The organism is Hoeflea ulvae (assembly GCF_026619435.1).
Taxonomy (GTDB): domain Bacteria; phylum Pseudomonadota; class Alphaproteobacteria; order Rhizobiales; family Rhizobiaceae; genus Hoeflea; species Hoeflea ulvae.
The window spans coordinates 3,336,290-3,361,442 of the sequence record NZ_JAOVZQ010000001.1; the positions used below are offsets into that span (position 1 = coordinate 3,336,290).

27 protein-coding genes are annotated in these 25,153 nt (G+C 61.5%); 13 read left to right on the forward strand and 14 right to left on the reverse strand.

Annotation, left to right across the window (positions count from 1 at the left end; genetic code table 11):
• Window positions 1-42: 42 nt before the first annotated feature.
• A complete protein-coding gene (locus OEG82_RS15830) occupies window positions 43-600 on the forward strand; it encodes a hypothetical protein (protein ID WP_267613354.1) in 558 nt (185 codons plus the stop codon).
• 99 nt (window positions 601-699) lie between these two features.
• Here the strand turns inward: OEG82_RS15830 and iolG are convergent, their stop codons facing one another.
• From iolG to iolD, 6 genes are read right to left on the reverse strand one after another with little or no spacing between them, the layout of a single operon-like run.
• Window positions 700-1,689 carry an inositol 2-dehydrogenase gene (gene iolG / locus OEG82_RS15835; protein WP_267613355.1) on the reverse strand — a complete coding sequence of 330 codons (990 nt, stop codon included), beginning with the start codon at window positions 1,687-1,689 and terminating at the stop codon, window positions 700-702.
• A gap of 3 nt (window positions 1,690-1,692) precedes the next feature.
• Window positions 1,693-2,535, reverse strand: a complete 843-nt coding sequence (locus OEG82_RS15840; RefSeq protein WP_267613356.1) for a class II fructose-bisphosphate aldolase — start codon at window positions 2,533-2,535, stop codon at window positions 1,693-1,695.
• Window positions 2,532-3,374 carry a 5-deoxy-glucuronate isomerase gene (locus OEG82_RS15845; RefSeq protein WP_267613357.1) on the reverse strand — a complete coding sequence of 281 codons (843 nt, stop codon included), beginning with the start codon at window positions 3,372-3,374 and terminating at the stop codon, window positions 2,532-2,534. Before OEG82_RS15845 ends, OEG82_RS15840 begins: the two co-directional genes overlap by 4 nt.
• 30 nt (window positions 3,375-3,404) lie before the next feature.
• Window positions 3,405-4,385, reverse strand: a complete 981-nt coding sequence (gene iolC, locus OEG82_RS15850) for a 5-dehydro-2-deoxygluconokinase (RefSeq protein WP_267613358.1) — start codon at window positions 4,383-4,385, stop codon at window positions 3,405-3,407.
• A complete protein-coding gene (locus OEG82_RS15855; RefSeq protein ID WP_267613359.1) occupies window positions 4,382-5,221 on the reverse strand; it encodes a phytanoyl-CoA dioxygenase family protein in 840 nt (279 codons plus the stop codon). Before OEG82_RS15855 ends, iolC begins: the two co-directional genes overlap by 4 nt.
• Window position 5,222: 1 nt before the next feature.
• Window positions 5,223-7,088, reverse strand: coding sequence for a 3D-(3,5/4)-trihydroxycyclohexane-1,2-dione acylhydrolase (decyclizing) (gene iolD, locus OEG82_RS15860; RefSeq protein WP_267613360.1), 1,866 nt, complete (start codon window positions 7,086-7,088; stop codon window positions 5,223-5,225).
• 134 nt (window positions 7,089-7,222) lie between these two features.
• Between iolD and OEG82_RS15865 the strand changes: the two genes are divergently transcribed.
• The 3 genes from OEG82_RS15865 to OEG82_RS15875 all read left to right on the forward strand — a co-directional run bounded on the left by OEG82_RS15865 (window position 7,223) and on the right by OEG82_RS15875 (window position 10,542).
• A complete protein-coding gene (locus tag OEG82_RS15865) occupies window positions 7,223-8,341 on the forward strand; it encodes a Gfo/Idh/MocA family protein (RefSeq protein WP_267613361.1) in 1,119 nt (372 codons plus the stop codon).
• A gap of 16 nt (window positions 8,342-8,357) precedes the next feature.
• On the forward strand, window positions 8,358-9,248 hold the full coding sequence (locus tag OEG82_RS15870) for a TIM barrel protein (RefSeq protein ID WP_267613362.1): 891 nt from the start codon (window positions 8,358-8,360) through the stop codon (window positions 9,246-9,248).
• A 136-nt stretch (window positions 9,249-9,384) separates the two neighbouring features.
• Window positions 9,385-10,542 carry a Gfo/Idh/MocA family protein gene (locus OEG82_RS15875; protein WP_267613363.1) on the forward strand — a complete coding sequence of 386 codons (1,158 nt, stop codon included), beginning with the start codon at window positions 9,385-9,387 and terminating at the stop codon, window positions 10,540-10,542.
• Window positions 10,543-10,559: 17 nt separating this feature from the next.
• On the opposite strand, the gene OEG82_RS15880 is transcribed toward OEG82_RS15875, so the two are convergent.
• A complete protein-coding gene (locus tag OEG82_RS15880; protein ID WP_267613365.1) occupies window positions 10,560-11,120 on the reverse strand; it encodes a TetR/AcrR family transcriptional regulator in 561 nt (186 codons plus the stop codon).
• A gap of 103 nt (window positions 11,121-11,223) precedes the next feature.
• Between OEG82_RS15880 and OEG82_RS15885 the strand changes: the two genes are divergently transcribed.
• Window positions 11,224-11,991, forward strand: coding sequence for an SDR family NAD(P)-dependent oxidoreductase (locus OEG82_RS15885; protein ID WP_267613366.1), 768 nt, complete (start codon window positions 11,224-11,226; stop codon window positions 11,989-11,991).
• Between the two features lie 25 nt (window positions 11,992-12,016).
• Here OEG82_RS15885 and OEG82_RS15890 read toward each other — a convergent pair whose 3' ends face one another.
• Both OEG82_RS15890 and OEG82_RS15895 read right to left on the reverse strand, forming a co-directional pair.
• On the reverse strand, window positions 12,017-12,439 hold the full coding sequence (locus OEG82_RS15890) for a type II toxin-antitoxin system MqsA family antitoxin (RefSeq protein ID WP_267613367.1): 423 nt from the start codon (window positions 12,437-12,439) through the stop codon (window positions 12,017-12,019).
• Window positions 12,432-12,749 carry a type II toxin-antitoxin system MqsR family toxin gene (locus OEG82_RS15895; protein ID WP_267613368.1) on the reverse strand — a complete coding sequence of 106 codons (318 nt, stop codon included), beginning with the start codon at window positions 12,747-12,749 and terminating at the stop codon, window positions 12,432-12,434. Before OEG82_RS15895 ends, OEG82_RS15890 begins: the two co-directional genes overlap by 8 nt.
• Before the next feature lie 244 nt (window positions 12,750-12,993).
• Here OEG82_RS15895 and OEG82_RS15900 point away from each other — a divergent pair, with 244 nt between their 5' ends.
• The gene (locus OEG82_RS15900) at window positions 12,994-13,143 is read left to right on the forward strand and encodes a hypothetical protein (RefSeq protein ID WP_267613369.1); all 150 of its coding nucleotides are present in this window, start codon (window positions 12,994-12,996) and stop codon (window positions 13,141-13,143) included.
• Here OEG82_RS15900 and OEG82_RS15905 read toward each other — a convergent pair.
• The gene (locus tag OEG82_RS15905; RefSeq protein ID WP_267613370.1) at window positions 13,134-14,750 is read right to left on the reverse strand and encodes a winged helix-turn-helix domain-containing protein; all 1,617 of its coding nucleotides are present in this window, start codon (window positions 14,748-14,750) and stop codon (window positions 13,134-13,136) included. The two genes, OEG82_RS15900 and OEG82_RS15905, sit on opposite strands and share 10 nt — an antisense overlap.
• A gap of 122 nt (window positions 14,751-14,872) precedes the next feature.
• On the opposite strand from OEG82_RS15905, the gene OEG82_RS15910 reads away from it, so the two are divergent.
• Window positions 14,873-15,475: a DUF1326 domain-containing protein gene (locus tag OEG82_RS15910; RefSeq protein ID WP_267613371.1), complete on the forward strand. Its 603-nt coding sequence runs from the start codon at window positions 14,873-14,875 to the stop codon at window positions 15,473-15,475.
• Window positions 15,475-16,266, forward strand: coding sequence for a DUF2182 domain-containing protein (locus OEG82_RS15915; RefSeq protein ID WP_267613372.1), 792 nt, complete (start codon window positions 15,475-15,477; stop codon window positions 16,264-16,266). The genes OEG82_RS15910 and OEG82_RS15915 overlap by 1 nt, the downstream gene beginning before the upstream one ends.
• A gap of 94 nt (window positions 16,267-16,360) precedes the next feature.
• On the opposite strand, the gene OEG82_RS15920 is transcribed toward OEG82_RS15915, so the two are convergent.
• The 3 genes from OEG82_RS15920 to OEG82_RS15930 form a co-directional block, all read right to left on the reverse strand.
• Entirely contained in the window at window positions 16,361-16,744 is a 384-nt protein-coding gene (locus tag OEG82_RS15920; RefSeq protein WP_267613373.1) for a rhodanese-like domain-containing protein, read from the reverse strand.
• Complete coding sequence (locus OEG82_RS15925) at window positions 16,744-17,655, reverse strand: MBL fold metallo-hydrolase (RefSeq protein WP_267613374.1); 912 nt, start codon at window positions 17,653-17,655, stop codon at window positions 16,744-16,746. Before OEG82_RS15925 ends, OEG82_RS15920 begins: the two co-directional genes overlap by 1 nt.
• 95 nt (window positions 17,656-17,750) lie before the next feature.
• Window positions 17,751-18,659, reverse strand: a complete 909-nt coding sequence (locus tag OEG82_RS15930) for a cation diffusion facilitator family transporter (protein WP_267613375.1) — start codon at window positions 18,657-18,659, stop codon at window positions 17,751-17,753.
• 218 nt (window positions 18,660-18,877) lie between these two features.
• Here OEG82_RS15930 and OEG82_RS15935 point away from each other — a divergent pair, with 218 nt between their 5' ends.
• Entirely contained in the window at window positions 18,878-19,633 is a 756-nt protein-coding gene (locus tag OEG82_RS15935; RefSeq protein WP_267613376.1) for a globin domain-containing protein, read from the forward strand.
• 45 nt (window positions 19,634-19,678) lie between these two features.
• On the opposite strand, the gene OEG82_RS15940 is transcribed toward OEG82_RS15935, so the two are convergent.
• Window positions 19,679-20,677, reverse strand: coding sequence for a LacI family DNA-binding transcriptional regulator (locus OEG82_RS15940; RefSeq protein WP_267613377.1), 999 nt, complete (start codon window positions 20,675-20,677; stop codon window positions 19,679-19,681).
• A 193-nt stretch (window positions 20,678-20,870) separates the two neighbouring features.
• Here OEG82_RS15940 and OEG82_RS15945 point away from each other — a divergent pair, with 193 nt between their 5' ends.
• The 4 genes from OEG82_RS15945 (at window position 20,871) to phnD (ending at window position 25,091) form a co-directional block, all read left to right on the forward strand.
• Complete coding sequence (locus OEG82_RS15945; protein WP_267614973.1) at window positions 20,871-21,818, forward strand: sugar ABC transporter substrate-binding protein; 948 nt, start codon at window positions 20,871-20,873, stop codon at window positions 21,816-21,818.
• Window positions 21,819-21,901: 83 nt separating this feature from the next.
• Window positions 21,902-23,023 carry an ABC transporter permease gene (locus OEG82_RS15950; protein WP_267613378.1) on the forward strand — a complete coding sequence of 374 codons (1,122 nt, stop codon included), beginning with the start codon at window positions 21,902-21,904 and terminating at the stop codon, window positions 23,021-23,023.
• A gap of 31 nt (window positions 23,024-23,054) precedes the next feature.
• A complete protein-coding gene (locus OEG82_RS15955; RefSeq protein ID WP_267614974.1) occupies window positions 23,055-23,813 on the forward strand; it encodes an ATP-binding cassette domain-containing protein in 759 nt (252 codons plus the stop codon).
• A gap of 300 nt (window positions 23,814-24,113) precedes the next feature.
• Complete coding sequence (phnD, locus tag OEG82_RS15960; protein WP_267613379.1) at window positions 24,114-25,091, forward strand: phosphate/phosphite/phosphonate ABC transporter substrate-binding protein; 978 nt, start codon at window positions 24,114-24,116, stop codon at window positions 25,089-25,091.
• Window positions 25,092-25,153: the final 62 nt, after the last annotated feature.

A 25,153-nucleotide genomic window follows, 5' to 3' on the forward strand; every position in this document is an offset into this window, starting at 1 on the left:
CGACACGACAGCGCCGCGCGGTTTTCAGCACAGGAGTTTAGCGTGGCAGGTCAGAAGGCAGAAAAGGGCAAGGCCCCGAAGAAGAAGGCTGGCGGCATGATGGGCATGCTGTCGAAGGTTTTTGCACTGATCGCCGCGGTTCTGGCGAGCCTGTTTTTCGCCGCGATGTTCGATGTCGCGCATCTCGGACTGCTGCAAACGCTCAGCGGTTTCGCCATCGGGCTGGTGCCGCTGTTTGCGGTGCTCAGCATCGCCTCGATGGTGCTGACGCCAAAGCCCGACGCCGATATCGAAGCACAGGCCGCAAAGATCGCCGGGCTGTCGGAATCCCTGTCCAAGGTCACTTCGCAGATCGTCGCCCTGCAGGATCAGATCGATTCGCTCAGCGGCCAGGACAATGAAACGCTCAAGGCCCGAAACAAGGAGCTCGAGGCGCAGCTTGACGCGATCCACCAGGTCGAGCGCGACAAGGTCGACGGCGAAATCGAGGCGCTGCGCAGGCGCAATGAAGAGCTCGAAGAGCAGATCAAGAAATGGGCGTTCGAAGCTGTCGGCAAGAGCATCAGCGGCGAAGCGGTCGAGCCGATGAAGGCTGCCTGAGTTTACCTATAGCGCCACTTGTCCTGCTTAGATTACAAGTTTATCCGCCTCCGGCTTGCACAAGCCGGAGGCGGTTTTGATTTGGATTTGGCCTTTGGCTCAGGCCAGATCGACTGGCACACCTGTCGCCAGCGACGTGGCGGCCGCGTCGGCGATCAGCTGCGCAGCGAGTCCGTCGCGGATGCCTGGCGACGGCGCCTGACCTGACTGCAGGCAAGCGACGAAATGCGCCATCTCGGCGAGATAGGCTCCAGCATAGCGCTCGAGAAAGAAATGCTGTGCGGGTGCTGCGCAAAACCCTGCGCCACTGGCGATTTCGACATTGTTTTCAGCCACATTGTTGGCCTTGAGCAGGCCCAGCGAGCCGTGCACCTCGGCGCGCTGATCATAGCCATAGGTGGCGCGGCGGGAATTTGAGATCTGGCAGATCTTGCCCGACGCGGTTGTCAAGACGGCCACGGCAGTGTCGACATCGCCGGCCTCGCCGATCGCCGGATCGACCAGCGCCGAACCGGTGGCGTAGACCCGGACAATCTCTTCGCCGAGCAGGAACCGCGCCATGTCGAAATCATGGATCATCATGTCGCGGAACAACCCGCCCGAGCTCTTGATATAGGCGACCGGCGGCGGTGACGGGTCGCGCGACAGGATGGTGACCAGTTCGACATCGCCGATCTCGCCGGCAGCGATGCGGGCGCGGATGCCGGCAAAACCGGCGTCAAAGCGGCGGTTGAAGCCGGTGAGGAACGCCACGCCGGCTGCCTCCACCGTCGTGATGCAGTCACGGATGCGGTCAGCCGACATGTCGACCGGTTTTTCACAAAAGATCGCCTTGCCAGCCCTGGCGCTCCTCTGGATCAGATCGAAATGGGTATCCGTCGGCGTGCCGATGATCACCGCGTCGATGTCGGGACTGGCGATCATTTCCTCGGCGCTCATGACCTTGGCGCCGGTTTTTTGGGCCAGCGCATTGGCAGCGTCGGGAAATGCATCGGTGACCGCAGCCACGGATGCGCCCTCAACCATGAACAGGCTGCGGGCATGGACCTGGCCAATGCGGCCGCAACCGAGAATTCCGATCTTCAACATGTCTCAGGCTTTCTGTTGCGATGCGCCAAAGGCGCGGATGACGGTGCGGGCAGCTTCCATCACCGGGTCGTGGGTTTCCTTGAGGATCGTCACCCGGTCAAAGCGCTCCGGATCGCGGTTGACCGCTTCGCGAAGTGCCGCGCCAAAGGCCATGCGGAGCTCGGTGCCGATATTGAATTTGCAGATGCTGGAGCCGGTGGCAAGGACCTTGCGCTGGGCCAGCGGAACGCCGGAACCGCCATGGATGACCAGTGGCACGGTCGTCAATGCCTCGATGGCGCGGATCCGCGGCTCGTCGAGCCCGCCCTGCTTGTCCTGCTGCAGATGCACATTGCCGACCGAAATCGCCATGGCGTCGACGCCGGTCTCGCGGGCAAAGCGTGCGGCCTCTTCCGGATCGGTGCCGGCGGAATTCTCGCCACCGGAATAGCCGACAAAGCCGATCTCGCCCTCGCAGGAAATGCCGGCGGCATGGGCCATCTCGGCAATGGCCGCGGTCTCGTCGATGTTCTGGGAGAGCTCCTTGCGCGAGCCGTCAAACATCAGCGAGGTAAAACCGCTGTCGAGCGCCTCCTTGCAGTCCTCATAGGTGTAGCCGTGGTCGAGATGGGCAACCACCGGCACGCTGGCATTTTCAGCCAGGTAGCGGAACATCTTGCCCAGCACCGGCAAGGGCGTATGCGCCCGGCAGGATGGCCCCGCCTGCAGGATCACCGGCGCGCCCTCGGCTTCGGCAGCAGCCACATAGGCGCGCATGTCTTCCCAACCCAGTGTCACCAGACCGGCAACGGCGTAGCCATGTTTGAGTGCCGGCTGAAGCACGTCTGCGAGTGTTGCAATACTCATTTGAACTTCGCCACCATGTCCTTGATGCCCGGGATCGTTTCGATCTGATAGGCATGCGTTGGTTGGAAATACTGCACCAGCGAGCGCTGGCTCAGCCCGCCCAGGATGGTGAAATAATACATCTCGTAGCCCGGCAGAACCGCGCAAGGGTGGTAGCCCTTGTCGATGCAGATCGTCGAGCCGTCGACGATGTGATAGGCGTCGCCGGCCTTGTTCTCCTCACGCTGCAGCATCTGCACGCCGGAGCCGTGATTGGGCCGGAAGCGGAAATTATAGGTCTCGTCGTGACGCGTTTCCAGCGGCAGACGGTCGGTGTCGTGCTTGTGGCTGGGGAACCCCGACCAGCCACCCTGCCCGACGGTGAACAGCTCGCTGACCAGCAGGCGGCCAACCTTGCCGTGATGCTTCTGGCCCAGAATATGCTTGATCTTGCGGTGGGTCTTGGTGTCGTCGGAGCCGTATTGCACCTTGTCGAGATCGTCGGCGCGGACATCGAACGGGTCGAGAACCTTGTCGTATCTGGCCCCGGCGATGAAGACCTCGGCCGCATCCGAAAGGCAGACAAGGGTCGCCTTGGCGCCTACCGGGACATAGACGCCCTCCGGTTCGCCGTCCCAGACATCGACGCCGCGTTTGCCAAGGGCTACGAAACCGACGCCTTCGACATCGACATCGACCGTGCCGGTGGCAGGCACGATGCAGGTCTCGTAGCCGGGAACCTGATAGGCGAAGGCTTCGCCCTTCTTCAGCTTGACGATGTTGAAATAGTTCAGCGGAACGCAGGAATCCTCCGCATCGACGATCGGTTTGTTGTGGTTGTCATAGGGCGCGATATGCATGGGGTCGGATCCTTTCGGGTGACGTGCGGCTCAGACAGAGGTCGGGCCGGGATGCGAGGACAGGAAAGCTTCAAGCTCCGAAGTGACGGGCATGGCGGGCGCGCAACCGGGCCGCGACACCACGATCGAGGCGCAGGCCGAGCCGCGCAGCACCGCGTCGCGCAGCTCCCGGCCTTCGCCAAGCCCTGCCAGCAGGCCGGCCATGAAACTGTCGCCGGCGCCGGTGGGCTTGAGGGCTGCTGCAGGATAAATCCCGGTGCGCAGTTCCTCGCCTTCAGAAAATGCAATGGCGCCCTCGGGGCCCATCTTGTAGACGACGATGCCTGCGCTGGTAGCCGCCAGCTCCCGCGCCTTGCCAAGCCCCTTGTCGATGCCGCCGGCCATGAAACCGAATTCCTCGTCATTGCCGACAATGACATCGGCCATGGCGCCGGCGCGCGACAGCACCTCCTCGGCAACCTCGGCTGAGGGCCAGGAATAGGGCCGGTAATCGACATCGAAAATGATCGGCAGACCGGCAGCGCGGGCCAACTCAAACGCCCGGAACGCGGCCGAGCGCGAGGGTTCGGCGGCAAACACCGTGCCGGCGGTGATCAGCGCACCGAAGCTTCTGTAATCCACCGCCTCGACATCGGCGATGTCCATCTGGAAATCGGCGGCATTGTTGCGGTAGATGACGCTCTGATGCTCTTCGATGCGGGTCTCGTAGACCGCCAGCGACGTGCGGCATTCGCCGGTGATCGCCTGCACATGGCTGCGGTCGACGCCGTAATGGTCGAGCTGGTTGAGGCAGTACCAGCCGACCGCATCATCGGACACCTTGGTGACCAGGGCAGCCTTGCAGCCGAGCTTGACCAGACCGGCGGCGATATTGGCGCTCGAGCCGCCCATGGCAACCATCATCGAGGTTGCGTCACGGGTGCGGGTGCCGGCGGGGTCGGGTGAGAGATCCATGCCGACGCGTCCGATGACCAGAAAATTCCGCGTCTTGATGCCGTCGAGACTGCTCATGTCCGGCCCTCCGTGTTGCCGGCGCGGGCTGCATCGAGCACTTCCGGATAGGGATAATTCAGCCCCAGAAGCTGGCGCATGTCGGGGCTGGCGGCATCGATGAAGGATTGCGGCAAGGCGGCCGGCATGTCTTCCATCGGCTTGACCCACTTGGGCAGATACTGGATCAGGATGGCGCTGCGGTCGTGATCGGAATTGTTGGGCATGGCGCAGTGCCAGGTGACGCCGTAAAACAGCGCCACGTCGCCGGGTTCGCCGGTCATCCGCTCGCAGCGGTCGTAAAACCTGTCGTCAGCAGTCGGATAACGCAGTTGCTTCTGGCTGCCAGGTGCATAGGCAGTGGCGCCGCTTTCGGCCGTGAACGAATCGAGGATCACCGAGACCTGGGCATTCATCGGGAACGAGCCGTTGAAGCCGACCGGATGGGTTTCGGGCTTGTGGAAATCCCAATAGGGATAATCGACATGCGGCTCCTGCCCCGGTCCGCCCGGCAGGATACGGTTGGCGGCAATCGAGCCCATGATGAATTCGCTGCCCAGGAACTTGCGCAGAATGTCCATCAGCACCGGGTGCGCCGCCATGCGCGAAAACACCTCGCCCTTGGCCAGCAGGTTCCAGACCCGGCGCTGCAGGTTAATCTTGCCTTCTTCGGCTGCCGCGCCCTGGAAATGCGTCACCTTCTCGGATTCATTTTCCGAATGCGCCATGACAATGGCGCGGGCTTCGGCAATGTCCTCGGGGGAAAACAGCCCCGAGATCGTCACCGCACCACCGCCATAGAGCAGTTCTTCGATGATGATGCCGGGATCGGCGTTTTCGGCTGTGAAGCGCTTCATCTCAAACGCCCTTGCGCTGTTTGGAGCGGGTCGATTCCCAGTCCTCATGCGCGGCCTTGACCTTGGGATTGTCGGTGACATGCGGCGTGCCGACTTCCCACCATGTATGGCCCTCGGTGGTCCAGCCGTCATAGGCATCGACCTTCATGACGATGACATGGGTTTTCGAGCCCTGCTTGGCGCGGCTGAAGGCCTCGCCCAGTTCGGCCGGATTGGACACGGTCTCGGCGATTGCGCCCATCGATGCCGCATGGGCCTCGAAATCCACAGCAAAGGGTTCGTCAATGGTCGGGCAATCGGCGATCAGATTGTTGAAACTCTCATTGCCGGTGTTGTTCTGCAGCTTGTTGATGACGGCGAATCCGCCATTGTCGAGCACCAGGATGATCAGCTTCTTGTTGCTCAGCACCGAGGAATAGATGTCGGAATTCATCAGCAGATAGGCGCCGTCGCCGACAAAGACGATGGTATCCTTGTCGGGCTCGCGCTCGGATTGGGCAATGCGCGCACCCCAGCCGCCGGCGATCTCGTAGCCCATGCAGGAAAATCCGAACTCGACATCGACCGTGCCGAGCGACAGCGTGCGCCAGTTGGCCGTCACTTCGGCCGGCAATCCGCCCGCCGCTGTCACCACCCGGTCGCGCGGATCGCACAGCGCATTGACCACGCCGATGGCCTGCGCATAGGAATTGGGCCTATTGCCATGCGCCACATTGCCGGCGACATAGTCATCCCAGGCCTTGCGCTTGTCCTGCGCCGATTCTGTCCAGTCCGACGGCGCGCTGTAGCCGTCCAACGCCGCGCCAAGGGCCGTGAGACCGAGTTTCGCGTCGCCGACAACCGGCATCGACAGATGCTTGGCTGCGTCGTGACGCGCGGCATTGAGCGAGATGATGCGGGCGGATTTGTCAAACGCGGTCCAGGACCCGGTGGTGAAATCCTGCAGCCGCGTGCCGATGGCCAGAATCACATCCGCGGTTTCGGCAATCGCATTGGCGCTGTCAGAGCCGGTAACGCCGACCGGACCGATATTGAGCGGGTGATCGTTGAGCAGATTGGCCCGCCCGGCGATGGTTTCGATCACCGGGATCTGATGGGCTTCGGCAAAGGCTGTCAGTTCAGCCGTGGAGCGCGAATATTGCACGCCGCCTCCGGCGATGATCACCGGGCGCTTGGCTGCCTTGAGAAGCGCCGCGGCTTCGTCGATCTCGCGCGCATCAGGCGCCTGACGGCGGATGCGGTGCACTTTCCTGGCAAAGATTTCCTCCGGGTAATCATAGGCCCAGCCCTGCACATCCTGCGGCAGGCCCAAAAATGCCGGGCCGCAATCGGCCGGGTCGAGCATGGTGGCAATCGCCGCCGGCAGGGACTGGATGATCTGCGCCGGATGGGTGATCCGGTCCCAGAACCGCGACACCGGTTTGAAGGCGTCGTTCACCCCGATGGTCGGATTGCCGTAATGCTCGAGCTGCTGCAGCACCGGATCGGGCAGTCGGGTGATGAAGATGTCGCCGCACAGCATCAGCATCGGCAGCCGGTTGGCGTGTGCCAGAGCAGCCGAGGTGAGCAGGTTCGCCGTCCCCGGCCCGGCCGACGCCGTGCAGAACATGAACCGCTGGCGAAGCCATTGCTTGGAATAGGCGGCCGCGGCAAAGCCCATGCTCTGCTCGTTCTGGCCGCGATAGAGCGGCAGTTCGGCGCGCGCATCATGAAGCGCTTCACCCAGACAGGTGACATTGCCGTGGCCGAAAATGCCGAAGCCGCCGCCGCACAGGCGCATCTCTTCGCCATCGATCTCGATGAACTGGTTGGCAAGATAACGGATAATGGCTTGAGCCGTCGTCAGACGTATCGTCTTCCCGGTCATGTGCCGAGACCTCCCTTTTTATGGCAAACCGCGCCGGAATGATCCGGTTTCCAAAATGCCGCTTGCGAAACTCCAATTCCGAAGATACAAAATTTGCAACCGGTTGCAAACTCTATTTCACGATAGGCCCGAATATGCGTGACATCGGCATTGGCATTGTTGGCGGAGGCTATATGGGCAAGGCCCATGCGGTAGCCATGGCAAGCGTTGGCGCGGTGTTTGACACCGGGCTGCGGCCTCGCCTTGAAATGGTCTCCGCCGGATCCCCCGACTCGGCCGAGCGCTACCGCGCAGCTTACGGCTTCGCCCGCGCGGCATCGGACTGGCGCGAGCTGGTGGCCGATCCGAAGGTGGAGGCCATCGTCATCGCCTCGCCGCAATCCACCCACCGCGCCATTGCCGAAGCAGCCTTTGCGCTGGGCAAACCGGTGCTGTGCGAAAAGCCGATGGGGGCGTCATTGGAGGATAGCCGCGCCATGGTCGAGGCCGCGGAGAAAAGCGGTGCAGCCAATATGGTCGGTTTCAACTATATCCGCACGCCTGCCAGCCAGTTTGCGCGAAAACTGATTGCCGATGGCGAGATCGGCGAGATCACCTGGTTCCGCGGCGAGCACACGGAAGATTTTCTCGCCGACCCGCAGACGCCTGCCAACTGGCGCACCGAGGGCCAGGCCAACGGCACCATGGGCGATCTCGCCCCGCACATGATCAATGCGGCGCTGGCGCTGGTCGGGCCCATCCGGTCGCTGATTGCCGAGGTCGAAACGGTGCATGCCACCCGCCCCGGCGGCACGGTCAGCAATGACGATCAGGGCCAGATGATGTGCCGCTTTGAAAACGGTGCCGGCGGCGGCGCCATGGGGCAGATGCATTTCAGCCGCATCGCGACGGGCCGCAAGATGGGCTACGCCTATGAGATCACCGGCACCAAAGGCGCCATCAGGTTTGACCAGGAAGACCAGAACGCGCTGTGGCTTTACAAGATGGACGAGCCGGAAGCGGTGCGCGGTTTCCGGAAAATCCTCACCGGCCCGGCGCATCCCGACTATCTGCCGTTCTGCCAGGGCCCCGGCCACGGCACCGGCTATCAGGACCAGATCATCATCGAGGCACGCGATTTCCTGCGCGCCATCGAGACCGGAAAGCCGGTATGGCCGAGCTTCCGCGACGGGTTGGCGGTCAATGAAATCGTGGCGGCGGCGCTCGCCTCGTCGCAATCAAAATCATGGCAGACACTCGACGGGATCGAGTAAGCGGAGGGGAAACCACATGACAATCCAAATCGGCAATGCACCCTGCTCCTGGGGTGTCGAATTTGCGAGCGACCCGCGCAACCCGGACTGGCAGACCGTATTGAAGCAATGCGCCGCCGCCGGCTACAAGGGAATCGAGCTCGGCCCGGTCGGCTTCATGCCGGAGGACCCGGCAGTCCTTGGTGAGGCGCTTGAGGAGAACGGCCTGGAGCTGATCGGGGGCGTGGTGTTCCGCGCATTCCATGATGCCAGCCAATGGGACAATGTGATGGACGGCGCCGTGCGCACCTGCAAGGCGCTGACAGCCCATGGCGCCAAGCACCTGGTGCTGATCGATTCGATCTCGCCGCGCCGCGCCCCCACCGCCGGCCGCGCCAGCGAGGCCGAGCAGATGGACCAGGCCGAATGGTCGGCCTTCCGCGACCGCATCGCCACCGTGGCGAAAATGGGTGCCGAGGAATACGGCCTCACCGTCGGCATGCATGCCCATGCCGCGGGCTTCATCGATTTCGAACCGGAGCTCGAGCGGCTGCTTGACGAGGTGGACGAGAAGATCCTGAAGATCTGCTTTGACACCGGTCACCATTCCTATGCGGGGTTCGATCCAGTGGCTTTCATGAAGCGCCATATCGACCGCATTTCCTACATGCATTTCAAGGACATCAATCCGGACATCAAGGCGGCGTCGATTGCCAACCGCACCGGCTTCTACGATGCCTGCGGCCAGGGCATTTTCTGCAATCTCGGCGACGGCGACGTTGACTTCCCGGCGGTGCGGCAGATCCTGCTCGATGCGGGCTTTGAAGGCTGGTGCACTGTGGAGCAGGATTGCGATCCGCTGCTCGATCCCGATCCGGTGGGCGACGCGAAGGCCAATCGCGACTATCTGCAATCCATCGGATTTTGAGCGGAGGGGCAGTCACCAGACCCCGTCATGCCGGACACTGAAACGACATCTATCGGACTGGCAATGACGTCGTGCTCGGGGGCCGGGGTGACGGAAATCGGGACGCTGTTTCACATCGATTTGGAGGCAAATCACAATGACAAAGCTCAAATGGGGAATGATCGGCGGCGGTGAAGGCAGCCAGATCGGACCGGCACACCGGCTCGGCGCCGGACTTGACGGCGAATTCGAGTTTGCCGCCGGCGCGCTCGACCATCGGCCTGAGGCGGGCCGCGACTATGGCCAGCGGCTGGGGCTTGATGCGGCCCGCGCCTATGGCGACTGGCGCGAGATGCTCGACGGTGAAAAGAACCGCGCCGACCGCGTCGATCTGGTCACCGTGGCCACGCCCAACGCCACCCATTACGAGATCACCAAGGCCTATCTCGAGGCCGGTTTTCACGTGCTGTGCGAAAAGCCGATGACCATGACCATCGAGCAGGGCGAGGACATTGTCCGCACCGCCGAAGCGACCGGCAGGATCTGCGCGGTCAATTATGGCTATTCCGGCTATTCGCTGGTGCGTCACATGAAGGCGATGGTGGCGCGCGGCGATCTGGGCAAGATCCGGCTGGTCAAGGCCGAATTCGCCCATGGCCACCATGCCGATGCGGCCGATGCCGACAATCCGCGGGTGCGCTGGCGCTATGATCCGGCCCAGGCCGGCGTTTCCGCACAGTTTGCCGATTGCGGCATCCACGCGCTGCACATGGCGAGCTTTGTCACCGGCCAGGAAGTGACAAAACTTTCCGCCGACACTGTCTCCTGCATTCAAAGCCGCGAGCTCGAAGATGATGCCATGGTCAATTTCCGCATGGATGGCGGCGCTGTCGGCCGGCTCTGGACCTCGTCGATTGCCATCGGCCGCCAGCACGGGCTGACGCTGCAGGTGTTTGGTGAAAAAGGTGGTCTGCGCTGGGCCCAGGAACAGCCCAACCAGCTCTACTGGATGCCGCTGGGCGAAAGGCTGCAGACCATCGAACGCGGTGAAGCGGGTCTGTCACCCGAAGCCGACCGCACCTCCCGCGTCACCATCGGCCACGCCGAAGGCATGCCGCTGGCATTTGCCAATATCTACAAGGACCTGGCCGAAGCCATCCGGGCTGAAAAACAGGGCCGCGAGATGGATCCCGCCGCCAATCTCTACCCCCGCGCAGAGGACGGCCTGCGTTCGATGGCGGCCGTCTTCGCCGTGGCGCAATCAGGCAAGGCGGATGGCGAGTGGGTCGACGCACGGCCGCCGATGTACAGGTAGAAGCGTGGGCCGAATTATCAGACCCGCGGTTCCTGATCAAAGGACATGGCCGCATTGATCAGATGACGCAACTGGCGTTCATAGACGTCCGGTTCAACGTCCGCCATTCCCGGCAGGTGCAGGGAATGGCGGACCATCGAAGCGCCGAGGATGACGGTGACGAGCATTGCCAGTCGCGCAGATGCCTGGGGATCGCCCATGCGGGCCTGCAGCGGATCAATCAGCGCCTGCCGCAGCGCCTTGCGGACCAACTCGCCTGCTTGCGGGTCATTGGCATTCATGAGAATCAGCTGCGCCGTCGAAATGGCGTGGCTCTCGGTGTCCGGGTGGGCAAATTTCCGAATGGCCACCTCGATCGGATCCTGGCCCTTGTCCAGGAGTTCCGGCCACTCAAAGGCCGATTCCAGCGTCGCCTCGAACAATCCCAGCTTGCCGCTGAAATATCTGGAAATCAGCGCAACATCGACCGATGCCGCTCGCGCAATTGCGCGCAGCGAGGTGTTTGAATAGCCCTGGTTCCAAAACGCTTCTTTGGCAGCTGCAATCAGTTTGGCGCGCGTGGCATCCGAATTCCGCATACCGGAGAGATATATCCGGAATCGGATTGTCTACAAGCGTTGACATTCTGTCGAGCCATACCATATGCATATCAACAAGTGTTGACTTAATTGGAGAAAACCCATGCCGAACATTGCCTTGATCACCGGCGCATCTTCAGGAATCGGCCGTGAGATGGCGCGCTATCACGCAAGCAAGGGCGGAGACCTGATCATCACCGCGCGCCGCGCCGCGGAGCTGGAGAGCCTGAAAGCCGAACTGGAAGCCAGACATGGCGTTCAGGTGATGACCGTGCCGCTGGATATTGCCGGGGAAAGCGGTGCAGAGGCCCTGTATCAGGCGACCAGGGGCCAGACGATCGAGATCCTGATCAACAATGCCGGCTTTGGCGGCCACGGCGAGTTTCTTGATCGTGGTCTAAAATCCGATGAAGCGATGATCAACCTCAATATCACGGCGCTGGTCAGATTGTGCCATTTGATCGGCGGCGACATGGTGGCGCGTGGCAAAGGCAAGGTTCTCAACGTCAGCTCGACGGCGGCCTACCAGCCGGGTCCCTTGCAGGCGACCTATTTCGCAACCAAAGCCTTCGTCAGCAGCCTGTCCTGTGCCCTTGATTACGAATGGCGTCCGCATGGCGTCACCGTCACGGCACTCGAACCCGGTTTCGTCAAAACCGAATTTGCCGAGGTCGCGGCGATGACTGACCTCGACGTGACCAAGACCGGCGCCACGGCTGAAAGTGTGGCGAAGTTCGGCTATGACGCGATGCTCAAGGGAAAATTGCGTGTCATCAACGACCGCAAGATGCGGTTCATGCTGAACTGGATCGTGCCGCTCCTGCCGCGCCGCATGGTGCTCAAGGCCGTGCATGACATGCAGACAAAATAGGCTGGCGCTTGGCTGGCCTGCCTTGTCACGCCGCGCGCATCGCCCTGGCCTTTTCCTCCAGAACCGCAAGCCCGCCGGGTTCGCGATCGAGCAGCAGCAACGCGGTGGTGATCGCGTGGCTGACAAGCACCTCGCCGCTTTCATATTTTTGGAAGGCGTTGGGACCGCCGCCGATCAGGCGTCCGGCATCCTTCTGCGACAGCTTCAGCCGCTTGCGGATACGTCTAACGGCGTCGGGTGACAGGCGACCCTCCACCCTCGCCTTCAGCTCTGTCAAAGCCCTGTCGGAGACCTTGATGTCGGAGCCATCATGCATGCTCTCGTCACTCGCATCGCAATACCAACCGGGCATGTCGATGGTTGTCGACTGCCCCTTGTAGGAAATCGTCATCGGCCGCCTGTCGCGGACCATGGGGCGCCCGGTTTCGGGGCAGACTGGATCAGCCATTGTCTTTCTCCTTGAAGGACAACAATAAAAACTCACTCACCACATCAGCCGTGAACTTCACATACAGCTCCCCTGCATCCGAGGGGACATGATGGACGTCCTGCCAAATACGATGGTTCGCATGTGACGTCATCGACTTCTGAAAATGTCGCCGCTCCATCGATTGAATGGTCAGAACGATCTCCACGCTGCCAAATCCGAGCGCCGCAGCAGACCGGATTGCCGAACCCGTGGCTTTCAGACGCCTGGGCGTGCTGAAGCAAGATTTGATCGCGTCGAGATCATAGGTCGGTCTGCGCTTTTCAGTCACACATAGATTACACCATTATGGTGCCGTTTCAAGAGATGTGGTCGTTCCAAATCCCGGTACTGATTGCCATTAACCCGGCTGGAGAGCAGCTTGGATGAGCACCCGCCGCTCGAAAGTCCGGTGCGAGCGAGATTGCGCTGTCATATTTGCAGTCGGTCGCGCTGAATAAAAACCCCAGCCACGCAACTCCTTGGCCGTCCGCGCGTTTGTCACCCAGTTGGCACATAGGGCACCGGGCGATTTCATGATTGAGAATTTTTTTGCGGAATTCATGAGAGACACGCCTTCGGGTCTCTCGGCCCTGATCCTCGGGTTCCTGTTCGAGGAACTGTCGCCCGCCGCTGTCGCCACAGCAGACGGGCGGGCAAATATCAACAGCCGCCCTCACCCCTGATAACCGGCCTTGCGCAGGCCTTCGATCAGGTCGGCCTGGTCCTTTGTGGTGAGGTTCCATTTGTCCATTTCGGCGGCAGCTGAGCCACCGGGCTTGATCTCATGCATCATCGCCAGGGATTGCGCCGCCTCCTGGCTGCGGCCGAGCTGGCCGAGGGCTGCGGCGTTGAGCATGTGCGACCAGTAGAAGCTCGGCATCGAGATGCGCTGCACATCCATCACCGTCTCTCCGTACTGACGCTCGCGGTAGTGCAGCCGGGCAAAACTGAAATGGTACCAGCCAGGATGTAGCGGGTTGAGCGCCTGCGCCCGGCGCGACAGCGCGATGCCGCGCTCGAAATCGCCCATGAAGGACAGATAATGCCCGACTTCGGCCAAAATTTCCGGATCGGTGGGATTGAGATCCAGCGCGCGGGCCGCTTCGGCTTCGAACTTTCCGATGTCCTTGCGGAAAAAATGCACGATCGCCAGCCAGCAATGGGCATAGGCGCTTTGCGGATCGAGCTGGGTGGCTTTCAACGCCATCTCCATCGCCCGCCCGATCGGCTCTGGACGAGGATTTGCGTCAAAGCGGTGCTCGGCAAGATAGACATTGGCAAGCAGCGCATGCGCCTCGGCGTAGGTCGGGTCAAGCGCAATGGCTTTTTCCAGGAGATCGCGCGCCTCGGCATGCATCTCCACTTCCAGTGTGGCGGTGTAGCGCCGCGCATGCAGCAGGCAGTCATAGGCGTCGAGTTCGGACGGGCTCTTTTTCAGCGCCCGCGACAGCGCGGTGTTCTGCATCTTCACCCCGAGCGAAGCGGCGATCATGTGGGTGACCGCGTCCTGAACCGCAAAAATGTCGCCCATCGGCCGGTCATAACGGTCGGCCCACAAAGACACACCGGTGGCGGCTTCGATCAGTTGCACCGCAACACGCAGCCGCTCGCCCTCGCGGCGCACGCTGCCATCGACAATGTAGTCGGCGCCAAGCTTTGCGGCGATCTCGGCCAGCGGCACATCACGCGATTTGAAATGAAACGAGGAGGCGCTGGCAATCACCCTGAGCTCGCTGAAATGGGTCAGATTGGAGATGATGTCCTCGGTCAGACCGTCGCAGAAATATTCATCGAGCCCGAGACTCGCCCGCTTGAACGGCAACACCGCCAGTACCGGCATCAGCGTCCTCTGCCGGCTGTCCTCGAGTAGCGCCGGCACCGGACCGGCAGTGCCGGGATCGGGTGCGGGTTTCAGACCGGTATCCGGCGCAGCGATGGACGGATCGCCCTGCCCGGTCTCTCTTGATTCAACAGCGTCGTCATCGCTGGTCACCTCGGCGACGAAGCGGAAGCCGCGACGCGAGATGGTGCGGATCACCTCCTGGGTCTCGCCGGTGTCGCCGACGGCGCGGCGCACGGCAAAGATCCGGCTGCTCAGCGTGGTGTCAGATACCGCACGGCCATCCCATACTTCTTCGATCAGTTCCTCGCGGGAGACGATGCGGTCGCGGTTGATGACAAGGTGCCACAGCACATTGAACACCTGGGGTTCGATCGGCACCGGTTGGCCGTGCTGGCTCAGCTCAAAGATCGCAGGATCGATGGCGAAAGCGCCAAACCGGTAAATCATTGAATACCCATCTTATCCTGACCGAAAATCGTAGCAATCCGAATGTAATCCCAATCCCCTCGTCAAGCAACGATACTGACCACGCCTTAGGGTGGTGCGATACCAACCACAAGGAGACGGCAATGACCTGGTCACTCAAGGGAACCTATTTCGAAAGCTGCAATTGCGACACCGTTTGCCCCTGTCTTTTTCTCAGCCCGCCAACAGAGGAGGAATGCACGGCGCTGGTCGGCTGGCATATCGAGGACGGCAATGACGAGGGCGTCTCGCTGTCGGGGCTCAATATGGCGCTGGCCGTGCATTCGCCTGGGAACATGGCGACCACCCAGTGGAATGTCGCCGTCTATGTCGACGAGCGCGCCAGCGAGGCGCAGAATGCCAGCCTGATGAAGATCTTTGGCGGCCAGGGCGGCGGTCACCCGGCGCGGCTCGCCAGCCATATAGGCCAGATCGTCGGGGTCCGCTCGGTTCCGATCAATTTCACCGCCAGCAACGGAAAATACGGACTGAGCATCCCCAAGATCGCCGATGTCGAAATCGAGGCGATCACCGGTCAGGGCGATGGTCCCGTCACCATCACCGGCCACCCGCTGTGCATCGCTCCCGGCTTTACAGCCACCATGGCAAAGGCCAGCAGGAACATCTACCAGGATCACGGCATGGAATGGGGCCTCACCGACAAGACCGGCATCTTCTCGCCCTTTGCCTATCAGAGCGAACAATGATGACCGGCGAAACAATGATCAGCCGCGCAGGAGTAAAATTCACCCCGGCGCGGCTGGCGCTTGTGCTCGGCGGACCGGTGGCGCTGGCGCTGGTGAGTTGGATCTATCTGGGCTTGATGATTGGCGACATGTCGCTGATCCCGGGCATGGCTCAGATGATGATGCCGGGTCAGATGTTCAGTCCGGCGCCGCTGTTTGGCCTGTTCGTAATGTGGGCGGTGATGATGGCGGCGATGATGCTGCCGACGGCCATGCCGATGATCATCGCCTATGCACGGATGCAGGCGGTGGACCGAAGCCGCGGCGCCGGCTGGATGCCTGTCTTCATGTTCTCGGGCGGTTATGTGCTGGCCTGGGCCGCCTTCAGCCTCGCTGCGGCTGTGCTCCAGGCCGGGCTGACGCATCTGGCACTGATGTCGCCAATGATGATGAAGGCCGGATCCGGGCCGCTGGCCGGCGGCATTCTGATTGTTGCCGGGCTCTACCAGTTCACGCCGCTCAAACAGGCCTGCCTGCGACTGTGCCGTTCGCCGCTGAGCTTTCTGATGACCGAGTGGCGCGAGGGAAATCCCGGCGCGCTCACAATGGGCTGGCGCCACGGGCTGTTCTGCATCGGATGCTGCTGGGCGCTGATGGGGCTGCTGTTTGTCGCAGGCGTGATGAACACGCTGTGGATCATCGCCATTGCGCTCTATGTGCTGATCGAGAAGATCGTGCCGGGCAGCCAATGGCTGACACGGTTGACCGGTGCTGCAATGATTGCCGCGGGGGTGTGGATGGCGACAGCCTGAAGCCGCCGGCGGCCTCCCCTGTTGCCCAATTGAAAGCCCGCGCGGATCTTGCCGCGCGGACTTTGGTCACAAATTAGCCTGGTCCGGAGAAGGCTTAGCCGGACTTCTTCATCTGCTTGGGGGCGCCGGTGGTCATGTCGGTGCCGGTATATTCGAGCCCGGCATCCTTCCAGGCGCCGAAGCCGCCTTCCATATGGGCCACGCGGTCATTGCCCGCCTGGAGATATTTCTCAGCCACCTTCTTCGACCGCACGCCGGAGCCGCAATGAAACACGATGCGCTTGTCGCTCTGGCCCGGCATGTGCATCGGCTGGAACGCCTGCATCGGCGCCAGCAGCGCGCCGTCGATGCGCTCAAAACTGTATTCCTGCGGGGTGCGCACGTCGATCAGCACGATCTCGTCACGGGCAAAAGCGTCGGCTACTTCCTGTGCTGTCCAGGTTTCCAGCGTTCCACCGGCAATGTTTTCGGTTTTCATCAGGTCTCTTTCTCAAATCGGTTGAGGGGAATCTTGAGGTAACGCTTGCCGTCGCTTTCCGGTTCCGGCAACCGCCCTGCCCTGAGGTTCATCTGCAGCACGTGCAGCATCCGGTCGGGCAAGGCGAGCGTCTGGTCGCGCTCTTCGCGCAGCTTTATATAGGCATCCTTAGATGTATTGCCAGCCAGATGGGCGTTGTCGCGGCGCTGCTGCCCGACGGTGGATTCCCAGGCCGGGTCCTCGCGCTCGTCGGTGCCGTAATCATGGCCGACAAACAGCCGCGTGTCGTCACTGAGCGCCAGGATCGCCTGCAGGCTGTCATAGAGTTCGGCTGCCGATCCGCCGGGAAAATCCGCCCGTGAAGTGCCGACATCGGGCTGCATGAAAGTGTCGTTGACGAAAGCGGCGTCGGCGCCGACCACATAGGTGATCGACCCCAGCGTATGGCCCGGCGTCAGCATCACCCGCACCGGCAGCGAGCCGATCTCGAATGTGTCGCCATCAGCAAAGAGCCGGTCGAAATCCCGTGGCGGATCAAAGGCGCCGGGCATGTGGTAGAGCTCGCGCCACAATCCGGCGATCTCGCAAACCTTCTCGCCGATGGCATTGGGCGCGCCCAGTTGCTGCTTGAGCCAGGACGAGGCCATGAGATGGTCGGCATGGGGATGGGTGTCGAGGATCCAGGTGATCTCGATATTGGCGGACCGGGCAAAGGCGAGGATCTCCTGAGCCCCGGATGAATCGGTGGAGGCTTGGGCCGGGTCAAAGCCCATGACGGTGTCGATCACCGCCCCCTTGCCGGTTTCCGGGTCCGAAACAAGATACTGGATGCTGCCGGTATCGGCATCGTAGAACCCGGTCACTTCCGCCGATCCCGGTCCGCGCGACGGGCTGGTCTTGTTCAGTGTCATCTGCTCTCCCTTCATATCTTGCTTATTGAATGTTTGAGGATACAGAAGGTTCCCTGCCTTGTGTCAAGCACCGCCGGTGACGCTGGTCGCACGCGTCAGCCGCCGATCGCTTCCGCCCCGACGCAGGCATGGCGCGAGCATTCGATTTCCAGCGTCGTGTGGCTGAGGTCAAAATCCCGCTTGAGCAGGTCCTTGACCGCCTGCTTGATGGCGTCGGCATTGGTCCAGCGATCGGGGTCGATGACCAGATGGGCGTCAAGGGCTGCCTGGTGCTCCTGCATCTGCCACAGATGCAGATGATGGGCGCTGGTCACGCCGTCGACCTGTTTCATGGCGGCAAGCACCTCGCCCGCGTCGAGTTCCGGCGGGCTGCCGAGCATCAGGATGCGGATGACGCCGCCGATCTCGGACAACGACATCCACAGGATGTAACCGGCGATCAGCAGGGTGACGAGCGGGTCGATGATCTGCCAGTCATAGAGAATGATCAGCGTTCCGGCGAAGATCACCGCAATGGACCCCAGCGCATCGGCGACATTGTGCAGGAACGCGGCGCGGATGTTGACGCTGTCCTTTGACAGCGAATAGGTCAGCATCGCGGTTGCCACATCGACGGCGAGCGCAATCCCGGCAATGATGACCACCAGCCAGCCATCGACGCCGGAGGGCTCGATAAACCGGATCACCGCCTCGTAGATCAGGTACAAACCGATGACGATCAGCGTGGTGTAATTGATCAGCGCGGCCACCACTTCGGCTCGGCCATAGCCAAATGTCATTGCCGCATCCGCCGGCCGCCGGGCGATCTTGCGGGCAAAAAACGCGATGATCAGCGACAGCGCGTCCGAGAGATTGTGGACGGCATCGGCAATCATTGCCAGGCTGCCCGACAGGATGCCGCCGATGACCTGCGCCACCGTCAGCCCGAGATTGACGATCACCGCCCAGAACACGCGCGCGTCGCCGGCATCGGGGTCGACGTGATGATGATGATGGCCCGCCATGCGCTTGTCCTGCCTGTGCGTAATATCCGGTTGGCGGCAAGCTTAATCCCTCTAACCGCTACAGGTTCAAGCAAAAACGCCACTGCGCGTTCATGTCACTGGCGAGCCCGGTCAGCGCATCGACCCGGTCAACGCTTCGAATTGTATTGGCAAAGCCTAATACCTAAATTGGCGGCTGAGACCAGATCGCCAAATCCAGCAGTGTCAGGGCGTCACGCGTGAGCCAGTTCAATTATCCGACCTACCCAGTGCGGCATGGCTACATGTCGGAGAAAATCCAGCAGGACTACATCCTGTCGGCGATGGCGCAAAAAGTGCTGCCCAAGGATGCGCACCGGATGGCGCCGATCCTTTCGCTGACCGCCTCCAATGACATCACCCGGCCGATCCAGTTCTGGCAATTGTTCTCGGTGCTCGGTCCCGACCGCATCGTCGCCATTGTCACGGATTTTTACGGGCGCGTCTTTGCCGACGAGGACTGGTTTGCCTCGGTGTTTGCCCGTGTCGGACCGGTGGAGCACCATATCCACACCCAGTCGGCTATGTGGATTGATGTCATGGGCGGCGGTCCGGCCTATCATGGCGGTGACTTCCGGCTGAATTTTCACCACACCCACAACGCCATCCAGCTGATGAACGACAAGGGTGCCCAACGCTGGACAAGCCTGATGCTCGACTCATTAGAGGCGTCGGCACGGCACATGACCGACGATCCGCGCGTCAGGCCGGCGCTCAACACCTTCCTGACTCACTTCATGGGCAAATACGCCCAAGAGTTTGGTTTTGAAAACAAAAGCCTGTTCGGCGACACCAACCCGCCGGTCAGGCGCAAGCTTAATTTCATGAATATGAGCTCAGAGGCGATTGAGGCGCTGAGCGAAGAAGAGTTGCGCAAGGCGCTGACAGATCAGGGAGTCGATGTCTCGCTCTATCCGGGCAAGCAGGAGCTGGTGGACAAGGCGCAGATGCTGTGAGCAACAGCGTTGCCCATCATGCCGAGGCTCGAGCCCTGCTCTGTATCAAATAACCGGCCTGAGCGTCCCCCGCTCGATCACCCGGCAGGGAAACAGCCGCGCTTCGGGGTAGCGGTCGGGATTTGCCAGGAGCGAGACGATCAGCTCGATCGAGGAATCGATGATCTGGGCGATCGGCTGGCGGATGGTGGTCAGGTTGATGTTCTCCCAGCCCGCCATTTCCATGTCGTTGAGCCCGATCAGACCGATGTCGCCAGGCACTTTCAGTCCTGAATCGGCAATGGCGCTCAGCGCTCCGATCGAGAGAACATCATCGCCGCAGAAATAGGCCTGCGCCGCCCCCTCATCCAGTCGCGCCAGCATCTCCTTGCGTCCGGCATTGAAGGAATAGGCCTCGGCATAGCTGTGCCGCATGGCGATCTCGGAATGGCCGGAAAGCTCCTCCACAAATCCCTTGAACCGGTCCTGGGTCGAGGTTGCGGTGATCGGCCCGCCCAGAAACGCCACATCGTGATAGCCGCGTCGCGCCAGCTCGCGCGCCGCCATGCGGCCGCACTCGACATTGTCGATGCCGACCACATGCACATCCGGCGAACTGGCGTAACGGCCAAAACTGTGGACCACCGGAACCCCCGCATCACGGAAGGATTTGGCAAAACCCGGCGGCAGGGTCGATGACGCCACCACCACCGCATCGACCGAATATTGCCTGAGCATCCGGATCGAATGAACGGGGTCGGTTTCATCGGAAAGATTGACCAGCAGCGGCCGCAAGCCACGGTCCTGCAGACCGCGGGTGAACAGGTCGAACACCTCGAGAAAGATCGGATTGTGAAAATTGTTCGACACCAGGCCGATCAGCTTGGTGCGCCCCGTTGTCAGGCTCGAGGCCAGCGCATTGGGGCTGTAACCCAGCTCGTCAGCGGCCTTTTCCACCTTTTTGCGCATCTTCAGCGACACCGAAGCGCCGTCCGTAAACGTCCGCGAGACCGCTGCGCGCGACACGCCTGCCCGTTCGGCGACATCCTTCAGCGTGGGTGGCATTGCTCTGGGTCTCCCGTTGTCCGGCTCCTGCGGTTGGCATTACTGCCCAGAAAAACCGCCAAAAGCAAGAAAATCGGAATCAAATTTGCAACCGGTTGCAAAATTATTCGATTCGTGGTTTCCTGATCATCGAGGGACGGCTGGAGGTCGGCTTTTCCGCGCATTCGACACAAACCTCTGGGAGGAGATCATGATGTCACTGACTAAGAAGCTCGCATTGGCAGTTGCAGTATTTGCAGCGCCCGTTCTGGGAGCAGCCACCGCGTCAGCCGAGGGCGAACGCTACGTTCTCGTCAGCCACGCACCCGACAGCGACAGCTGGTGGAACACCATCAAGAACGGCATCGCACTTGCCGGCGAGCAGATGGGCGTTGAAGTCGAATACCGCAATCCGCCCACCGGCGATCTGGCCGACATGGCCCGGATCATCGACCAGGCCGCAGCGTCCGGCCCCAATGGCATCATCACCACGCTCGCCGATTACGACGTGCTCTCCGGTCCGATCAAGGCCGCCGTTGATTCCGGCGTCGACGTCATCATCATCAATTCCGGCACCCCGGAACAGGCCCGCGATCTGGGCGCGCTGATGTATGTCGGCCAGCCCGAATATGATGCCGGTTACGCCGCCGGTCTGCGCGCCAAGGGCGACGGTGTGGGCAGCTTCCTCTGCGTCAACCACTACATCTCCTCGCCATCGTCGACCGAACGCTGCCAGGGCTTTGCCGATGGTCTCGGTGTCGAACTGGGCAACCAGATGATCGACGCCGGACAGGACCCGGCCGAAATCAAGAACCGCGTCATGGCCTATCTCAACTCCAACCCGGACACCGACGCGGTGCTGACGCTCGGACCGACCAGCGCCGATCCGACATTGCAGGCGCTTGATGAAAACGGCATGGCCGGCGACATCTATTTCGGCACTTTCGATCTCGGCGCCAACATCGTCGAAGGCATCAAGGCCGGCACCATCAACTGGGGCATCGACCAGCAGCCGTTCCTGCAGGCCTATCTGCCGGTGATCGTGATGACCAACTACCACCGTTACGGCGTTCTGCCAGGCAACAACATCAACTCGGGCCCCGGCTTCGTCACCGCCGACGCTCTCGAAATGGTTGAAAAATACGCCGGCGAATACCGCTAGAGGGTTCCTCCCTGGCAGTGGCGCCTCCGCGCGCCGCTGCCGCCTTTGCATTTCCCCCACCCGACTCAATTTTGTGAGGTCTCATGTCCGATACGGCTGCAGCACCCGCAAGTGACGAACGCATCAAGCAAACATCGGCCCTGCGCAAGGCGTTGATCCGCCCCGAGCTCGGCGGCATTTGCGGTACGGTGATCGTGTTCGTGCTCTTTGCGATTTTCGCCGGCGACAGCGGAATGTTCAATTCCCAAGGCATTCTCAACTGGTCCGTCGTCTCCGCCCAATTCATGATCATCGCGGTGGGCGCCTGCCTGCTGATGATCGCAGGAGAATTCGATCTCTCGGTCGGCTCGATGATCGGCTTTGCCGGGATGATGATCGCGATCTTCACCATCACCCTGGGCTGGCCGGTCTGGCAGGCCATCATCGTCACCTTCGCGCTGTGCCTGGCCATCGGCGCGCTCAACGGCATCATCGTGGTGCGCACCGGACTGCCGAGCTTCATCGTGACGCTGGCCTTCCTGTTCATCCTGCGCGGCTTCACCATCTATCTGCCGCAGCTGATCGAGCGAAAAACCATCATCGGCGGCATCGACAAGGCAGCCGAGGGCGACTGGCTCGCGGCACTGTTCGGCGGCAAGGTTCTCTCCGGCCTGTTCACCTGGCTCGGTGACGCCGGCATCATCGCCGTGTTCGAGCGCGGCAACCGCGCCGGCCAACCCGTGGTCGACGGCATTCCGATGCTGATCATCTGGGCGCTGGTGCTGGTGGCCTTCGGTCACTTCGTCCTGACCCGCACCAAATTCGGCAACTGGATCTTCGCAGCCGGCGGCGACGCCCAGGCCGCCCGCTATGTCGGGGTGCCGGTCAACCGGGTCAAGATCCTGATGTTCATGTTCACCGCCTTCTGCGCCTGTGTCTTTGCCACCTGCCAGGTGATGGAGTTCGGCTCCGCCGGCGCTGACCGCGGTCTGCTGAAGGAATTCGAGGCCATCATCGCAGTGGTCATCGGCGGCGCGCTGCTGACCGGCGGCTACGGCTCGGTCATCGGCGCCGCCCTTGGCGCCCTGATCTTCGGCGTGGTCCAGCAGGGTCTGTTCTTCGCCAATGTCGAAAGCTCGCTGTTCCGGGTGTTCCTCGGTGTCATCCTGCTGTTTGCCGTGGTGCTCAACACCTATATCCGGCGCATGATCACGGGGGAGAGATGATATGAATCCCGAACACGCTCCCCTCATTGAAATGAAGAACATCGAGAAGCATTTCGGCTCGGTCATTGCGCTTGCCGGCGTGTCGCTGGAAATCTATCCCGGCGAATGCCATTGCCTGCTCGGCGACAATGGCGCCGGAAAGTCGACCTTCATCAAGACCATGTCCGGCGTCCACAAGCCGACCAAGGGCGAGATCATGTTTGAAGGCAAGCCGATGCATTTCGAGGATCCGCGCGATGCGATCTCGGCCGGCATCGCCACCGTCTACCAGGACCTGGCGATGATCCCGCTGATGTCGGTGAGCCGCAATTTCTTCATGGGCAACGAGCCCGAGAAGAGGTTCGGCCCGTTCAAGCTGTTTGACCATGACCACGCCAACCGCGTGACCATGGAAGAAATGACGAAGATGGGCATTTCACTGCGCGGCCCGGACCAGGCTGTCGGCACCCTCTCGGGCGGTGAACGCCAGACCGTGGCGATTGCCCGGGCGGTGCATTTCGGCGCCAAGGTGCTGATCCTCGACGAACCGACCTCGGCGCTCGGCGTGCGCCAGACCGCAAATGTGCTGGCAACCATCGACAAGGTGCGCAAGGACGGCATCGCCGTGGTGTTCATCACCCACAATGTCCGCCATGCCATGGCGGTCGGCGACCGCTTCACCGTGCTCAACCGCGGCAAGACGCTGGGCACCGCCCAGCGCGGCCAGATCACCCCGGACGAGCTGCAGGACCTGATGGCCGGCGGCCAGGAAATGGTGGCGCTGGAAGGCTCTCTCGGCGGCACCGTCTGACGCAAGCGCCTGCATTCAAACGATATCATGGCGCGGCCTCCGGTCGCGCCATTTGCTTTTTCGGGCGCTGGCGCAGCTTCGATGTTCGGATGGGGTGCGTTTCAGGTTCCTTATTTTCGAATTATCTTCGCAATCAGCACATCCCGCAGGCGGCACCGGATCCGCCCCCTCACCTTTTCCACACGCAAAGCCTTGGAATTCGGGGCTGGCTGAAAAGAACTCTGCACATAAGGCTTGCCATTTGGCGGCTGACCCAGAATAGTCACGGCGAAAACGAAAAAGCCAAACGGGAGGAAAACCATGACTTTGAAATCGTTTCTGCTGAGCACCATCGCCGGTGTCGCCCTGACCATCGCCGCACCGCTGGCTGCATCCGCCGCCGATTGCGAACGCGGCACACTGGACGAGCGCTATTGCGATGTCGACGGCGACCTGATTGCCGACACGCCGACCGATGAAGCCGAGCTGCTTGATCCCGATACGCTGATCTTCGCCTATACCCCGGTTGAGGATCCTGCAGTCTACAAGGAAGCATGGTCGGATTTCCTGACCCACCTCGACAGCGTCACCGGCAAGAAGTCGGTCTTCTTCCCGGTCCAGTCCAATGCGGCCCAGATCGAAGCCATGCGCTCGGGTCGCCTGCATATTGCAGGCTTCAACACCGGCTCGAACCCGCTGGCCGTCAACTGCGCCGGCTTCCGCCCCTTCACCATCATGGCGTCGCTTGATGGCGGCTTCGGCTACGAGATGGAAATCATCACCTATCCGGGCTCCGGCATCGAAAAGGTCGAGGACATCAAGGGCAAGACCCTTGCCTTTACCGCCGAAACATCGAATTCCGGCTTCAAGGCTCCGTCCGCTCTGCTGAAGGCCGAATATGGCATGGAGTCGGGAACCGATTTCGAGCCTGCCTTCTCCGGCAAGCACGACAACTCGATCCTCGGCGTCGCCAACAAGGATTATCCGGCAGCCGCCATCGCCAACTCGGTGATGAGCCGCATGATTGAACGCGACGTGATCAAGGCCGACCAGGTCAAGTCGATCTACAAGTCGCAGACCTTCCCGACCACCGGCTTCGGCGTTGTCTACAACCTCAAGCCCGAGCTTCAGGAAAAGATCAAGGAAGCCTTCTTCACCTTCCCCTGGGAAGGCTCGTCGCTGAAGAAGGAATTTGAAAAGTCCAATGAAGGCCAGTTCCTGGAAATGAACTACAAGGACTTCTGGGACGTGGTCCGCAAGATCGACACGGCCAACGGTGTGGAATACACCTGCGGTTAATCTGACCAGGCTCTGCCGTGTCCCCCGGGATGCGGCGGAGCCTTTTTTCATGCGATTGCGCA